Here is a 16,020-nt window from a genome sequence, read left to right on the forward strand (position 1 = left end):
TTCGACTAAAAAACAAAAGTGTAACATATTTATTTGAATGTGATATACAATAAGTCTGTTAGAAAAGGAAGAGGTATGCTATACTATTTTTGTGAAACAAATTGATTAGAAAACTTATCATTTGTTAAAAAATAAGGTATGATGAATAAAAATAAGGTGAAGCTTTCTAAGTGAAATTTTGAAAAGAAAGTGAAGAACTTCACGCTCTTTAGAACATGTGCTTACTTAATCTCTAGAGTGGTAGGAAAATAGAGGGGGAAAATCATGACAAAGCTGCAACGTATTCAAAAAGTATTAGTAGCTAACCGCGGAGAAATTGCAATTCGTGTATTCCGAGCTTGTTCAGAACTTGGGTTAAGCACAGTTGCAATTTATTCAAAAGAGGATAGCGGTTCTTACCATCGTTATAAAGCAGATGAATCTTATTTGGTAGGGGAAGGAAAAAAACCGATCGATGCCTATCTTGATATTGAAGGTATCATTGAGATTGCAAAGAGCAATCATGTAGATGCAATCCACCCTGGATATGGTTTCTTGTCAGAAAATATTCAATTTGCAAGACGTTGTGAAGAAGAAGGGATTATCTTTATCGGACCAAAGAGCAAACATTTAGATATGTTTGGAGATAAAGTAAAAGCAAGAACGCAAGCACAATTAGCAAATATTCCAGTTATCCCTGGTAGTGATGGACCTGTTAATTCACTAAAAGAAGTTGAAGAATTTGCTGAAAAGTATGATTATCCGATAATTATTAAAGCTTCCCTTGGCGGTGGCGGTCGAGGTATGCGTATTGTACGTAATAGTGATGAATTAAAAGAATCTTATACTCGTGCAAAATCAGAGGCGAAAGCGGCTTTTGGTAATGATGAAGTATATGTTGAGAAATTTGTTGAAAAACCTAAACATATAGAAGTGCAAATATTAGCGGATGAAGAAGGAAATGTTGTACATTTATATGAGCGTGATTGCTCTGTACAACGTCGTCATCAAAAAGTAGTTGAAATTGCACCTAGTGTATCACTTGCCGACGATCTTCGTCATCGCATTTGTGAAGCGGCAGTACACTTAACGAAAAATGTGAATTATTTGAATGCTGGTACAGTTGAATTCCTTGTAAAAGGGGATGACTTTTATTTCATTGAAGTAAACCCACGTGTTCAAGTAGAACATACAATTACAGAGATGATTACAGGAATTGATATTGTTCAGTCACAAATTTTAATTGCAGATGGACATGCTTTACATAGTTCGATAGTGAGTGTGCCACAACAAGAAGACATTATTGTACACGGTTATGCGATTCAATCTCGTGTAACAACAGAAGATCCACTTAATAATTTCATGCCTGATACAGGAAAAATTATGGCGTATCGCTCCGGTGGTGGTTTTGGGGTTCGTCTTGATACAGGTAATAGTTTCCAAGGAGCAGTTATTACACCGTACTATGATTCTTTACTTGTAAAAGTGACAACTTGGGCACTTACATTTGAACAAGCTGCTGCGAAAATGGAACGTAATTTAAAAGAATTTCGTATTCGTGGTATTAAAACAAATATTCCATTCTTAGAGAATGTGGTAAAACATAAAAACTTCTTGTCAGGAGAGTATGATACATCATTTATTGATGCATCACCTGAACTGTTCGTATTCCCAAAACGTAAAGACCGCGGTACAAAAATGTTAAGTTATATTGGTACGGTAACGGTAAATGGTTTCCCTGGGGTAGGTAAGAAAGAAAAACCAATTTTCCAAGATGCACGTATACCAAACACGAAACATTCTGAACCAATTCAAAACGGAACGAAACAAATTCTAAATGAACGCGGTGCGGATGGCTTAGTAAAATGGGTACAAGATCAAAAACGTGTACTTTTAACGGATACAACATTCCGTGATGCACATCAATCTCTACTTGCAACACGTATTCGTACAAAAGATTTAAATCAAATCGCTGAGCCAACAGCTAGAATGTTACCGAATTTATTCTCGGCTGAGATGTGGGGCGGTGCTACATTTGATGTTGCGTATCGTTTCTTAAAAGAGGATCCGTGGGAGCGATTACTAGAACTTCGTGAAAGAATGCCGAATGTATTATTCCAAATGCTTCTTCGTTCTTCAAATGCAGTTGGTTATAAAAATTATCCAGATAATTTAATTCAAAAATTTGTGGAATGTTCAGCGCAAGCTGGAATTGATGTATTCCGTATTTTTGATAGCTTAAACTGGGTGGAAGGTATGAGAGTTGCAATTGATGCTGTAAGAGATAGCGGTAAGATTGCAGAAGCAACAATGTGTTATACAGGGGATATTCATGACCCAATGCGCAGTAAATATGACTTGAATTATTATAAAAACTTAGCGAAAGAATTAGAGGCATCAGGCGCACATATTTTAGGTATTAAAGATATGGCTGGATTATTAAAACCAAATGCGGCGTACGATCTAGTTTCTACGCTAAAAGAAACAATATCGATTCCGATTCACCTTCATACGCATGATACAAGTGGAAATGGTGTTTTAATGTACACGAAAGCAATTGAAGCAGGTGTTGATATTGTCGATGTAGCAGTAAGCTCAATGGCAGGTTTAACATCACAGCCAAGTGCGAACACGTTATACTATGCGTTAGGTGGAAATGAAAGACAACCAGATGTTGATGTGAATTCATTAGAAAAACTTTCTCATTACTGGGAAGATGTTCGTAAATACTATGCACCATTTGAAAGTGGTATGAATGCTCCTCATACAGAGATATATATGCATGAAATGCCAGGTGGGCAATATAGTAATCTTCAGCAACAAGCGAAGGCGGTTGGATTAGGAGATCGTTTTGACGAAGTAAAAGTGATGTACCGCCGTGTAAATGATATGTTTGGTGATATTGTAAAAGTAACGCCATCGTCAAAAGTTGTTGGGGATATGGCATTGTTTATGGTACAAAATCACCTTACAGAACAAGATATTTTTGAGCGTGGACATTCCTTAGATTTCCCAGGTTCTGTTATTGAAATGTTCTCTGGTGATCTTGGACAACCATATGGTGGCTTCCCGAAAGAATTGCAAAAAATTATTTTAAAAGGGAAAGAACCAATAACAGTAAGACCAGGTGAATTATTAGAACCAGTAGATTTCAACGCTTTAAAAGAAGAATTATTCCATAAACTTGGACGTGAAGTAACAATTTTTGATGTAGTTGCATATGCATTATATCCAAAAGTGTTTATGGATTATGAAAAAGTTGTTGGGCTTTATGGAAATGTGTCCGTGCTCGATACACCTACATTCTTCTATGGCATGAGCCTTGGTGAAGAAATTGATGTGGAAATTGAGCGTGGTAAAACATTGATGGTTAAATTAGTATCAATTGGAGAATCGCAGCCAGATGGAACGCGTGTGCTTTACTTTGAATTTAATGGACAACCTCGTGAAATTGTTGTGAAAGATGAAAGTATTAAAGCGACAGTTGCACAGCGTGTGAAAGGAAATCGTGAGAATCCAAATCATATTAGTGCAACGATGCCAGGAACTGTTATTAAAGTTGTCGTAAATGAAGGCGATGAAGTGAAAAAAGGTGATTCCATGGCCATTACGGAAGCAATGAAAATGGAGACAACTGTTCAAGCTCCGTTCAACGGTAAAGTGAAGAAAGTATATGTAAAAGATGGCGATGCCATTCAAACAGGTGATTTATTAATGGAATTAGATCATTAATAATAAAAAAGAGCTGCTAAAAAGCGGCTCTTTTTTTATCTCGTTATTGGCGAACGGTAATACTTAACAGAAGTAAAGAAGTTAGGCGAGAAATAAAGTGAAACTTTAATCAGTGGGGGGCTTCATCCCCCGCTGATTATTAGTCCTCATCAATCGGGATAAAAATAATAACTTGCCATAGTGGCAAGTTATTAAAACGATTGTTTATTTTACGCTGAGGTTGATTGTTGTGTTTTTTTAGCATTTGCTGTACTCCTTGTGCCTAACATAACCAAATAACATAGTACAGCAAAGAGGCAAGAAATAAAGAGTGAGTGTAATAATGACATTGATAGACTAGCGCCTGTATATACAACTAACATCCCCACAACTGCTTGAAGTGTAACGAGAACAAATGAAGTAATCCATCCCCAATATACAACGCGTTGTTGTTTATATTGGCGAATAGCTAGAATCATTGCATATAGTATCCAAACAAATATTAATGTTGCAGCAAACCTATGCCCCATTTGAACCCATTCGTGTAACTGGGTAGGCCATGGTCTATTTTTACTACAAAGCGGAAAGGACGGACATGCTAAGCTTGCATGTTCATGCCGTACTAAAGCCCCTGTATAGACGACAATATAGCTGTAAATTGTTACACCGTAAATATGGAATTTCATTTTTTTGTCCATAATGAGAGATCGTGCATCAAATTTCTTGTCAATTTCAAAAATAAGACACGTTAGTAAAATGACCGAAGCAAATGAAATTAAGGAAATGCCAAAATGGATAGCTAATACAGCGGGTATTTGTCCCCAAACAACCGCAGCTGCTCCCATTAATGCTTGTGCAACTAAAAATACGAACGATAAAATAGCAAGCGTTTTTGTTTCACGCACATGCTTATAATATTTCCAGGATAAGATGCAAAGAAGTGTAACAAGAATTCCTGCTGATCCTGATGTTAAGCGGTGACTTAGCTCAATAATTGTTTCCATTGATAAATGAGACGGAATCAATTCACCATTACAGAGTGGCCATGATTTACCGCAACCTTGACCTGAACCGGTTTTTGTAACTAAGGCTCCTCCTAATAAAACCCCTAATAAGTCGAGGCTTGTAATGACTGCTAACCATTTAATAAAGCGTTGCAATCTCTTTCACCATCTTTCTGCTATGAAGTTATTGCGAAATATTTTCATTCCGTTACGTTTATAGAACAAAATGTGCTACAGTCCTATGATATATAAAAAATAATAAAATAGCAAAGAAATGAAGAGGGGGAATAAAATGTTTACAAAAAGAAAAAAACGGAATAAAAATTACATAATTTAGGGAGGATTACACCTATTATGAAAAGAAATGGAAGGAATACATGCTAAATATGACAAAATAGTTTATTATAAAAGGTAGCATCATGGTATGATAGGAATGAATAGGAGAAACTTTTTTATGATTCGACACAAAAAGTTCATGTTTTCTTCACAAAATGTTCGGGAAATATGATTTAATATATTGGAGTATGAGCGTAGATTAGTAGTAGAATGAGTTAACATCATTTCTACTGTAATAATATTGCTATATAGAAGCGTACTACTTTTATAAAGTAAAGACGCAGAAGAAGGATGAAAGTTTTAAGAGGGGGTTGAAATGATGAACCATGCAACAAGTGAGCTGCATGATGAGTCAGCTGTAACAAATGTACCGGAAACAACACGTGTACAAGATTTATTAGCGCTCGTTAAGATGGGGATTGTAAACTCAAATACGCTAACTGTATTTACAGGATTTTGGTTGGCTGTACATTTTAATGGATTAAATGTTTTGGAACACTTGGATAAAATGTTCTTTACAATTGTCGGTTCTGCATTAATTATGGCAGGGTCATGTAGCTTAAATAACTATATTGATCGAGATATTGATCACTTAATGGAACGGACAAAAAACCGTCCGACAGTAACTGGAAAATATAAACCTGGGTTTGTGTTAACATTAGGTATTGCATTATTACTTCTTGGATTTGTATTCTTGTTACTTACAACACCTATGGCAGCATTTATTGGTTTCATTGGTGCTTTCACATATGTTGTTTTATATTCATTATGGACAAAGCGAACATATACACTAAATACAGTAGTAGGTAGTGTATCTGGAGCAGTTCCACCTTTAATTGGTTGGGCCGCTATTGATCCTAGTTTAGATCATCCAATCGCTTGGATGTTATTTTTGATTATGTTCATTTGGCAAATCCCACATTTCCTCGCACTTGCGATGAAACGTGTTGATGAATATCGAAATGCAGGGATCCCAATGCTTCCTGTTGTTCATGGATTTGATATTACAAAGCGTCAAATCATGATTTGGACAGTATGTTTATTACCATTACCATTTTATATGAGTGGACTTGGTGTAACATTTATGGTAATAGCAACATTGCTTAACATCGGATGGATCGTATTAGGATTCTATGGCTTCCGTAAGAAAGATGACATCAAATGGTCCGTACAAATGTTTGTCTACTCCCTGAATTACTTGACAATCTTATTTGTGTCAATGATTGTAGTTACATTCTTCTAAGACAACGACATGAGTGGATTTCTTTATGTTGAGATTTACTTTACTTACTATAAAGTACAATCTAATTCACAAAGAAAGTGGGGGTTGTTTGTATGAAGAAACAGTGGCGACTGCTTTCGTTCGTTTCACTGCTGGCTTTACTGTTAGGGGGATGCGGTAAAGCCTTTCAATCTACTTTAATTCCGCAAGGTGAAGTAGCAAAAATGCAATATGATTTACTCTTGTTAGCAAGTGCAATTATGATAGGTGTCGTACTTGTAGTTACTATTATTTTCTTGTATGTAATTGTGCGCTTCCGGCAAAAGAAAGGCCAGGAGGATTACATCCCAGAGCAAGTTGAAGGAAATCACAAACTAGAAATTATATGGACAGTCATTCCAATTATCTTGTTACTGATATTGGCTGTCCCTACCGTTACATACACGTTTAAACTTGCTGATGTAAGTGCGATGGAGAAAAAGAATATTGATAAAGATACAATCGTTGTTGATGTAACAGCGAATCTTTATTGGTGGGAATTTTCTTATAAATCAGAAAATATAGTAACTTCGCAAGATTTAGTCATCCCTACAGGTAAGAAAATATATTTGAATTTGAAGGGTGCCGACATTAAACATTCGTTTTGGGTTCCATCTTTAGCTGGAAAAATGGATACGAATACAGATAATGTCAATAAAATGTGGCTAAAAGCAGATAAATCAGGCACTTATAATGGTTTTTGTACAGAGTTTTGTGGTCCATCACATTCTTTAATGCAATTTAAAGTAAAAGCTGTTGATGAAAGCGAGTACAAAACTTGGCTTGCTGATATGAAAAAACTTGATGGTAAGAAGGAAGTCGCTTCTACAAAAGAACAAGAAGGTAAGGAAATATTCAGCAAAAGTTGTATTGGCTGTCACGCGGTTGGATCAAATGATAGTAGACCACCTTCTGCACGTATCGCGCCAAACCTAGCAAACTTCGCTGATCGCGATATGGTTGCTGGGATTGCCGAAAACAATGATGAAAACGTAAAAAAATGGCTAAAGAATCCCGAGAATATGAAGCCAGGAAATAAAATGACTGGTAAGTATGGCAACTTAACGGATGACCAAATAGATGCATTAAATGCATATTTGAAAACGTTGAAAGTTGAGAAATAAAGAGGGATTATTTGCGAAGGGGAGGTTGAAAACGTGAGTGCTGTAGCAAAAAAACAGGGGATGGGTGCTGTTATATGGGATTATTTAACGACAGTAGACCATAAAAAAATTGCCATTCTCTATTTAATTGCAGGTGGATTGTTTTTTATCATTGGCGGAATAGAAGCGTTATTTATCCGTCTTCAACTAGCGATTCCAAACAACGCTTTTCTTGTTGGAGATGCTTATAACCAAGTATTAACGATGCACGGTACAACAATGATTTTCCTCGCAGCTATGCCGCTTGTGTTTGCATTTATGAACGCTGCTGTACCACTTCAAATTGGAGCAAGGGATGTAGCGTTTCCGTTTTTAAATTCACTTGGATTTTGGCTGTTTTTCTTTGGCGGAGTATTCTTAAACTTAAGTTGGTTTTTAGGAGGAGCACCCGATGCAGGATGGACATCGTATGCATCGCTATCCCTTGCTTCTAAAGGGCATGGTATTGACTTTTATGTATTAGGATTACAAATATCGGGTATTGGTACATTGATTGGTGGTATTAATTTCCTTGTTACAATTATTAATATGCGTGCACCAGGAATGACATATATGCGTATGCCGATGTTTACATGGACAACATTTGTAACTTCTTCACTTATTTTATTTGCTTTTCCACCATTGACAGTGGGATTAGCGCTATTAATGTTAGATCGATTATTTGGAACAAGTTTCTTTAATCCTGCTTTAGGTGGGAATACAATCATATGGGAGCATTTATTCTGGATTTTCGGTCATCCAGAAGTATACATTCTCATACTCCCAGTTTTTGGGATATTTTCAGAGATTTTCGCTACATTTTCTAAAAAACGATTATTTGGTTATTCATCTATGGTATTTGCAACAGTATTAATTGGATTTTTAGGCTTTATGGTGTGGGCACATCATATGTTCACAGTTGGTCTCGGTCCTGTTGCGAATGCCATTTTTTCAGTTGCAACAATGGCAATTGCAGTTCCAACGGGGATTAAAATATTCAATTGGCTCTTTACAATGTGGGGCGGGAGTATCAGGTTTACAACGCCAATGATGTGGGCTGTTGGTTTTATACCGTCATTCGTAATGGGTGGTGTAACAGGGGTTATGCTCGCTTCAGCTCCAGCTGATTATCAATTCCATGATAACTATTTCGTTGTGGCACATTTTCACTACGTAATCGTTGGTGGAGTTGTATTTGGATTACTAGCAGGAGCACATTACTATTGGCCGCTTATGTTTAATAAAGTATTAAATGAAACCTTGGGGAAAATAACATTTTGGTTGTTCTTTATCGGTTTCCATTTAACATTCTTCATTCAGCATTTCCTTGGTTTAATTGGTATGCCGCGTCGATACTATACGTATTTGCCAGGCCAAGGATTAGAAATGGGGAACTTAATTAGTTCGATTGGTGCTGTATTCATGGGACTGGGAACGATTGTTCTTTTATTTAATATTGTGAAAACGACATTATCTAAAGAAAAAGCGGGGCGTGATCCATGGGATGGGCGTACATTAGAATGGACACTGCCAGCACCTACACCAGAATACAATTTCAAACAATTACCATTTGTTCGTGGATTGGATCCATTCTGGATTGAGAAACGTGAAGGAAATAAAGAAATGACAGCTGCAGAACCTGTTAGTGACATCCATATGCCAAATTCTTCGTTCTCACCATTTATCATTTCACTTGGACTGTTTATAGCCGCGTTTGGTGCTATGTATATGCAAGGGGGAAAAGATAAGTTTTGGCTAGTGGTTGCGATTATTGGACTTATTATCACTTTTGGTACAATGTTCCTTCGTTCGGTAATCGATGATCATGGTTATCATATTCATAAGGAAGATTTAGATGATAAGGGGGGCACAGCGTGATGCATGTAGAGGAAAAATTAACGAATGAAACATTTCCAGCAGAGCCTGAAAAAGCAACCCTTGAGGGGAAAAATAAATTTGTTGGATTTTGGCTGTTTCTTGGGGGCGAAACTGTATTATTCGCTTCCTTATTCGGCACATATTTAGCGTTAAGAAATTCTACAAACGGTGGCCCCTCGTCGCAAGAAATGTTTCAAATGCCACTTGTGTTTATTATGACAATGCTTCTATTAACAAGTAGTTTAACGAGCGTGTATGCAATGTATCATATGAAGAACTTTAATTTTAAGCAAATGCAGCTTTGGCTCATTGTAACAGTAGTACTTGGCATAGGGTTCTTAGGATTTGAAATATATGAGTTCAATCATTATGCGCATGAATTTAAACATACAATGAGAAGCAGTGCATTTGGTTCTGCGTTTTATGCACTTGTTGGGACACATGGACTACACGTATTATTTGGATTACTGTGGATCTTAACATTGATTTTTCGCAATGCAAAGCGTGGTTTGAATTTATACAACGCTCCAAAGTTTTACGTTGCATCTATTTATTGGCACTTCATCGACGTAGTCTGGGTGTTTATTTTCACTGTAGTATATTTGATGGGAATGGTGGGATAAACAATGGCGACAAAGCAAACAAATACAAGCAATTCAAAGGTAGATCTCATTTATCGTAGGAGAAAAAGTGCAGAGGAGATGAAGCATCAAGTTATCACATTCGGTTTAATGATTTTCTTAACGATTGTTGCTTTTGTAGCAGTAGCTTATCCAAAAACTTTTAGTCCAGTTTTCTCTGTACCATTTATTGTATTGTTAGCAGTTGTTCAAGTTATATTTCAGTTGTATTATTTCATGCATATGAGTCATAAAGGGCATGAAGCAGCATCGTTTTTCTTATATTCTGGATTGTTAGTAGGACTGTTAACAATTTTGGCTTTTACGACGATTGTATGGGTTTAAATAGGTAGAGGGCTTGGAGGTATCTTGGCCCTCTTTTCCTATTAAGGTAAGGAATTTCTATTGAAAAGGTGGGTGTAAAAATGAGCAACTTATGGATATTTGGTTTTCAAGCGTTATGGAGCCCGATCTTTTTACTTTTTATGATTTCAATCCTTATCTGTTACTTTCTCGTTATTGGACCATATAGAATGCGGTTTGAAAATGCAGAAAAGGTAAGTAAAAAACAGATATTTTATTTTACGACAGGAATAGTCCTCCTATATATTGTGAAGGGAGGACCTATTGATTTAATTGGACATATTATCTTCAGTGCACATATGCTTGAAATGGCAGTGATGTATATAGTGGTGCCACCGCTATTACTGTTAGGAATACCAGTTTGGTTATATCGATATATTACATCTTTTAAAGTTATTCAAGTTATTTTAAAGCTATTTACAAAACCACTTATTGCATTGTTTGTATTCAATGGCTTATTTTCTTTTTATCATTTGCCAGTTGTGTTTGATACGGTAAAGCAAAGCCAAATGGCACACCCTATTTTTCTTGCTGTATTGTTTTTTACATCGATAATGATGTGGTGGCCGATGTTAAATCCGTTACCAGAGTATCAATCATTAAGTGATATAAAGAAACTTGGTTACATGTTTGCCAATGGTATTTTATTAACACCAGCTTGTGCATTAATCATTTTTGCGAGTGAACCATTATTTGCGACATATACAGATCCAAGTTCTTGGATGAAAGCGATGGAACTTTGTGTACCTGCGGGAACGTTGACAGATTTAAATATAGCTGGCCCAGACTTTTTACATTGGATTCCAGTCGTACAGGATCAACAAACAGGTGGTATCATTATGAAAATTGTCCAGGAAATAGTGTATGGTACAATTATTGGCTATGTATTCTTTAAATGGGCTCGTAAAGAGCGCAGAAAAGATGAGGAACAATTACACGCTGTTCCTCCTTATTTACAAACGAAGTAATAAAAAGGTGTACATTCATTCGGTTAAAAAGACGATTCACTTTTAAGTTATAAACAAAACAGGCGTGTCCATATGGATACGCCTGTTTTGTTTATTCGATAACTTGAAATTCCTTCAGTTCTTTTTCGATATTTTGCAGGAGTTGTTCGCTTTTTTGGAGTACATTTGTAGGGAAGATTTCATTTTCACCATATTCAACACCATGTGGATAATAATGTTTTCCTAACAGTGGTGAAAGTAATTTGATTTGTGCATGTCTTCCGCCGATGTCTCCTTCCACTGCAAGGCCTTGTACTCGTAAATAATATACATCCTTCAATATTTCAAATTTATAGTCGTATGTAACTCGCTCATAGTCCCATTGTCCAGCAAGTACGAAATGATGATTTTGCATGATTTCAGTTAGAAGTGTAAAGTCAACTACTGTTCCGATGAGTTTTGAATTTGGAAATTGCATAGAATCCCTCCTTATTAAATTTCCTAATTGTTAATTTTATAATAGTACGAAAAATCAGAAAACGCAATTCGTATTGGGAGAAAAGAGAGAAACACGGCTTTTTTTACAAAAATATGATATAGTGAAAAGAGTATGGTACACACAAAAGGAAAGAAGAAAAAATAATTTGTGTATATCTCAACTTTATGTTTGTCCAGGAGGTATATCGTTTGAAGAAATTATTGCGTATCGTAATGATTACGGTTTTTATTTTGGCCATTGACTTATACGGGAAATTACTCGTTTCGCAATATATACTGACTCCCTCTCATTCTAAGCAAGAACAAAAAGTTGTAAAGAAAAAAAAGCCGACAAATGAAGGTTTTCCAGAAACTATTTCACAAGTTATGGGTGGAGATTCGGAAAATCTGTTAGCAAAATGGGGGGAACCAGCTCGAATTGAACCCTCTGCGTACGGTTACGAATGGTGGGTGTATAATCAAGATTTATCGCAATATGTCCAGTTTGGAGTTGCTGAACATAAAATTGTAACGGCTTATGTTGCTGGTGATCAAGTCGATGTAGAGCCTTTCCGCATAAATGAAAAATATGAAGATGCGTATAAAAAAAAGGCATTCTCACATGAAATTTCTTTGAAAAGAGGGCGAAATAGTTATCAATTTGAATTGTCTGATACTGAAACTATGGAACAGCCACTGGTTTCAATAGAAGAAGGAATTTGGGCACAGCTATATTTTGATCATTTCACACATGAACTTGTTGGAATCAGGTATATGGATGATGATACATTGCTTCGTCAAAGACCATATCAGCTTGTATACTCTGGTGAATTAACGACAGAACAACAGATGACCCCAGAAAAAATGACACAAGTAGAACATGGAAATATGCAACAAATTTTGGATTTGACAAATATTATTCGAAGTCACCATCAATTACCATTATTAACGTGGGATCAGCAAACAGCGGATGTTGCATTTGGACATAGTAAAGACATGAAAGAGAATAATTATTTTTCACATGATTCACCAAAGTTTGGAACGTTAGGAGATCGATTACAACGAGGTCAAGTTGCTTTCCAGCTTGCAGGTGAAAATATAGCGGCGCAACATACTGATGGAATTGCTGCGTTGCAAGGTTGGTTGAACAGTGAAGGACATCGAAACAACTTACTGAATGAACAATTTACTGAGTTAGGTGTCGGAGTATATGATAAATTTTATACTCAAAATTTTATTCGAAAATAAGAAAAGGTGCATGAAACGTCTAAAAATAGGCGAACCATGCGCCTTTTTTTTCTTACAATATAGTAGATATTTCTGAAGAGGTGAGGATTATGACAACAACAAAAGGAGCGTTACATCCTTCTGTTCAACAATTTAAAGCATTTGTAAACCATCACCCTAAAATGGTTCATGAAGTTCGAAGTGGTGAAAAAACATGGCAACAATTTTACGAGGAATGGTATTTACTTGGAGAGAAAGATGAAGTATGGAAAGTTTACAAAGCGGACAATGAGGCAATCTCTTCGCCGGTACAAGAAAATAAAGATGAACAAACAGCTGACTTGATGGGGCAAATGCTTTCTTTTTTCAAGAAGTTAGATGTGGAACAAATGCAGCAACATTTAGCAAATGTTACGAGTGCAATTGGGAGTGTGCAGCGAGTGATTCAACAATTTCAAGGAAATCGCGCGCAACCAGAGCAACGAACTTCTGAAAATAATCCATTTTTCTTTCAAAAAGATTAGGGGGAAAAGAGGATGAGGGCAGAACTTATGGAATTTATAAAAGCTAATGAAGATTTAGAACGTTATATTCGTGAACAACCATATTGGTACCGAAAATTGTCACGTAATCCAGGGGAAAAAGAAGCCTTTGAATTGGCGGCATTACAACATTTCAAAAAGACAATACCAGACAAAGTCGAAAAGTTTCAAAATCAATTGGCCGTTGCTTCTATTATGATTGACATGTTTCAATATATGAAACAGCAAAATGCAACGTAATAGGAAGGAAAAACTATGTCCGTCATGCGAAACTTTTGTTACAATAAAAGCGGACTATTGAAAAAAAAGGAGTTACAGCATGACGGAAATTTGTTTAGTACGACATGGACAAACTGATTGGAATTTTCAAGAGATTATTCAAGGACGTGAAGACATTCCACTTAATGACGTTGGGAAAAAGCAAGCGAGTCAAAGTGCGGCTGCTTTGCAGTTAGAAGCATGGGACGTGATTATTAGTAGTCCTTTAATTCGAGCCCAGGAAACAGCTAGGGTAATTAGCGAAGCTGTTGGAATACATTCTATCTTTCTCGATGAGCGTTTTGTTGAACGGAATTTCGGAGAGGCTTCAGGAAAACCTGTTCCTACAGTCCGAGAACGTATTGCAGAGGGAAATGTAGAGGGAATGGAATCAGATGAGGAGATTGTAAACCGGTGTTTTACAGCATTACAAGATGTTGCGCAAATGCACGCGGGTAAGCGTATTATTATTGTGGCGCATTCACATGCCATTAAAGCAATTTTACACGCAATTTCACCGGAAGAAATTACATTTAAAACCCCATTAAAAAATGCATGTATTAATTATGTAAAAGAGGAACATGGAAAATGGGACGTACTAAGATATAATATTGCGGAGCATATTTGTGTATAAGAGATGATGGATGCGTATGCTTAGTTTTATGTTTAGATGGGAGAATCAAATTAGTAGTTCCGTTCTAAATGTGTTATGATGGATACTTGGAGGTGTCTCTCATGATTGTAGCGACGCTTGAAAGCGTAATGATTTTAGATAAGGCAGAGCGGCTGGCAAAAGCGGTTATCTGTTCAGATATAGCAGAAAATTATCGTAAATGTTATAAGGTCTTACAAGAAGATTTGGAAGCCCAGACATTAATTAATCAATTTACAGCAATGAAAGAGCGATATGAAGAAGTGCAACGCTTTGGTAAATATCATCCAGATTATACTGTTGTTTCAACAAAAATGCGAGAGTTAAAGCGCTCTATAGACTTGCATGAAAAGATTGCTGCTTTTAAAAACGCGGAAAATACTTTGCAGAAATTATTAGATGAAGTCAGTGTAGCAATTGGCTCTGAAGTTTCATCTGCGATTAAAGTTCCTACGGGGAATCCATTTTTTGATGCAGGTGGCTGTGGAGGCGGTTGTGGCTCTGGAGGTAGTTGTGGTTGTAAAAAAACGGGGTGATGTGCCCCGTTTTTTAGAGTATGGAAGAAAGCGTATACGGAATTTGTTCTACAATGTACTGTAATGTCACAAATTTCTGATTGCTGTTTATAAGATACAAGAATATAAGTATATAGAAGGAGAAGATTATGTTCGGGCAACGACAAAGTATGATTGTTTATTTACATTCATTAAAACATGCCAAAATTTTAAGAAAATATGGTAATATTCATTACATATCAAAACGATTGAAATATGCGGTTGTATATTGTGATATGGAACAAATAGAGCATATGATGCACAAGTTAAATAAACTTCCTTTTGTAAAAAAAATTGATCAGTCGTATCGCCCATTCTTAAAAACGGAATTTGAAAATTCACGTCCGGATCGTGCGAAAGAATACGACTATAGTTAAGTTGAATCCCCCACACCAATTTTGGTGTGGGGGATTTTAGTGAGTATAAAGTGAAACTTCTATCGATAAGAATAAAAAAATGGTAGATGTAATATCTTTACTGCATTGGTGGAATAAAATGATTCATTCGCAAAATACCGATAAGGTGATTAAAATATAATTCCTTTTCTGGAAAAGTTGTAGATGGTTTTACGGTAAAAGAAGTAACTTTTTTTTCAATTTGTGCAGCAGTTTCTTCAAATAAAATAATCCGTTTACTTTTTTTATTTTCAAGTAGAGGGATTCCTTCACGGCATATGTATAGCGGTTGAAAATCACCAACAGTTGTTGGTTTTAGAACCACAACAAGTGAACATACATTTTTCTCGTTTTTTACAGTTTCAAATTGTAGCATATGTGTTACACGGTCTTTATTTGCTTTGGCAATTTCAAGTAATTCATATAAATCAGAGTAGCCTTCTCCGAGCTCAATAAAACGTTGAATCATATCATTTTCCTCCTCTTTCTTTTACTGTATCATTTCATTTTTTAAATGAAAAGCAGGCAAAGAAAAAAACCCTGCAAAGCAGGGCCCTTCTTATACTAGCATATACTAGTAAGAAGGCAAAGGGAGAGGAGAAACCGGAGGAAGAACTTATGGGGAAACGTAAGTCTTCTCCGCGGTTGGCAACAACATCGAAGGTGATGTTGTT

Annotated in this window: 16 protein-coding genes; 13 read left to right on the forward strand and 3 right to left on the reverse strand. The window is 36.2% G+C overall.

Annotated features, from left to right (window positions below):
* The first annotated feature begins 264 nt into the window (after positions 1 to 264).
* Complete coding sequence (pyc, locus tag COO03_RS03210; RefSeq protein ID WP_097895028.1) at positions 265 to 3,711, forward strand: pyruvate carboxylase; 3,447 nt, start codon at positions 265 to 267, stop codon at positions 3,709 to 3,711.
* A gap of 209 nt (positions 3,712 to 3,920) precedes the next feature.
* On the opposite strand, the gene COO03_RS03215 is transcribed toward pyc, so the two are convergent.
* Positions 3,921 to 4,850 (reverse strand): COX15/CtaA family protein, encoded by a 930-nt coding sequence (locus COO03_RS03215; RefSeq protein WP_097895029.1) that lies wholly within the window; start codon positions 4,848 to 4,850, stop codon positions 3,921 to 3,923.
* A gap of 499 nt (positions 4,851 to 5,349) precedes the next feature.
* On the opposite strand from COO03_RS03215, the gene cyoE reads away from it, so the two are divergent.
* The 6 genes from cyoE (at position 5,350) to ctaG (ending at position 11,262) form a co-directional block, all read left to right on the forward strand.
* Positions 5,350 to 6,273 (forward strand): heme o synthase, encoded by a 924-nt coding sequence (gene cyoE, locus COO03_RS03220; protein WP_097895030.1) that lies wholly within the window; start codon positions 5,350 to 5,352, stop codon positions 6,271 to 6,273.
* 92 nt (positions 6,274 to 6,365) lie between these two features.
* Complete coding sequence (coxB, locus tag COO03_RS03225) at positions 6,366 to 7,415, forward strand: cytochrome c oxidase subunit II (RefSeq protein ID WP_097895031.1); 1,050 nt, start codon at positions 6,366 to 6,368, stop codon at positions 7,413 to 7,415.
* Between the two features lie 60 nt (positions 7,416 to 7,475).
* Positions 7,476 to 9,311 (forward strand): cytochrome c oxidase subunit I, encoded by a 1,836-nt coding sequence (ctaD, locus tag COO03_RS03230; RefSeq protein WP_170958147.1) that lies wholly within the window; start codon positions 7,476 to 7,478, stop codon positions 9,309 to 9,311.
* A complete protein-coding gene (gene ctaE, locus COO03_RS03235) occupies positions 9,311 to 9,934 on the forward strand; it encodes a cytochrome c oxidase subunit III (protein WP_097895033.1) in 624 nt (207 codons plus the stop codon). The genes ctaD and ctaE overlap by 1 nt, the downstream gene beginning before the upstream one ends.
* Positions 9,935 to 9,937: 3 nt before the next feature.
* On the forward strand, positions 9,938 to 10,276 hold the full coding sequence (gene ctaF / locus COO03_RS03240) for a cytochrome c oxidase subunit IVB (protein WP_097895034.1): 339 nt from the start codon (positions 9,938 to 9,940) through the stop codon (positions 10,274 to 10,276).
* 80 nt (positions 10,277 to 10,356) lie between these two features.
* On the forward strand, positions 10,357 to 11,262 hold the full coding sequence (gene ctaG, locus COO03_RS03245; RefSeq protein ID WP_097895035.1) for a cytochrome c oxidase assembly factor CtaG: 906 nt from the start codon (positions 10,357 to 10,359) through the stop codon (positions 11,260 to 11,262).
* A 91-nt stretch (positions 11,263 to 11,353) separates the two neighbouring features.
* On the opposite strand, the gene COO03_RS03250 is transcribed toward ctaG, so the two are convergent.
* Entirely contained in the window at positions 11,354 to 11,719 is a 366-nt protein-coding gene (locus tag COO03_RS03250; protein WP_097895036.1) for a YugN family protein, read from the reverse strand.
* 209 nt (positions 11,720 to 11,928) lie between these two features.
* Here COO03_RS03250 and COO03_RS03255 point away from each other — a divergent pair, with 209 nt between their 5' ends.
* The 6 genes from COO03_RS03255 to COO03_RS03280 all read left to right on the forward strand — a co-directional run bounded on the left by COO03_RS03255 (position 11,929) and on the right by COO03_RS03280 (position 15,328).
* Entirely contained in the window at positions 11,929 to 12,966 is a 1,038-nt protein-coding gene (locus tag COO03_RS03255; RefSeq protein WP_097895037.1) for a CAP domain-containing protein, read from the forward strand.
* Between the two features lie 89 nt (positions 12,967 to 13,055).
* Positions 13,056 to 13,469 (forward strand): YlbD family protein, encoded by a 414-nt coding sequence (locus COO03_RS03260; RefSeq protein WP_097895038.1) that lies wholly within the window; start codon positions 13,056 to 13,058, stop codon positions 13,467 to 13,469.
* 12 nt (positions 13,470 to 13,481) lie between these two features.
* Entirely contained in the window at positions 13,482 to 13,727 is a 246-nt protein-coding gene (locus COO03_RS03265) for a YlbE-like family protein (RefSeq protein WP_097895039.1), read from the forward strand.
* 79 nt (positions 13,728 to 13,806) lie between these two features.
* A complete protein-coding gene (locus COO03_RS03270; protein ID WP_097895040.1) occupies positions 13,807 to 14,379 on the forward strand; it encodes a histidine phosphatase family protein in 573 nt (190 codons plus the stop codon).
* A gap of 101 nt (positions 14,380 to 14,480) precedes the next feature.
* Complete coding sequence (locus COO03_RS03275; protein ID WP_097895042.1) at positions 14,481 to 14,933, forward strand: YlbF family regulator; 453 nt, start codon at positions 14,481 to 14,483, stop codon at positions 14,931 to 14,933.
* Between the two features lie 128 nt (positions 14,934 to 15,061).
* Positions 15,062 to 15,328 carry a YlbG family protein gene (locus COO03_RS03280; RefSeq protein WP_097895043.1) on the forward strand — a complete coding sequence of 89 codons (267 nt, stop codon included), beginning with the start codon at positions 15,062 to 15,064 and terminating at the stop codon, positions 15,326 to 15,328.
* A gap of 97 nt (positions 15,329 to 15,425) precedes the next feature.
* Here COO03_RS03280 and COO03_RS03285 read toward each other — a convergent pair whose 3' ends face one another.
* Complete coding sequence (locus tag COO03_RS03285; protein WP_097895045.1) at positions 15,426 to 15,815, reverse strand: DUF7147 family protein; 390 nt, start codon at positions 15,813 to 15,815, stop codon at positions 15,426 to 15,428.
* Between the last annotated feature and the right edge of the window lie 205 nt (positions 15,816 to 16,020).

The sequence above is a fragment of the Bacillus sp. AFS098217 genome (assembly GCF_002551815.1).
Taxonomy (GTDB): domain Bacteria; phylum Bacillota; class Bacilli; order Bacillales; family Bacillaceae_G; genus Bacillus_A.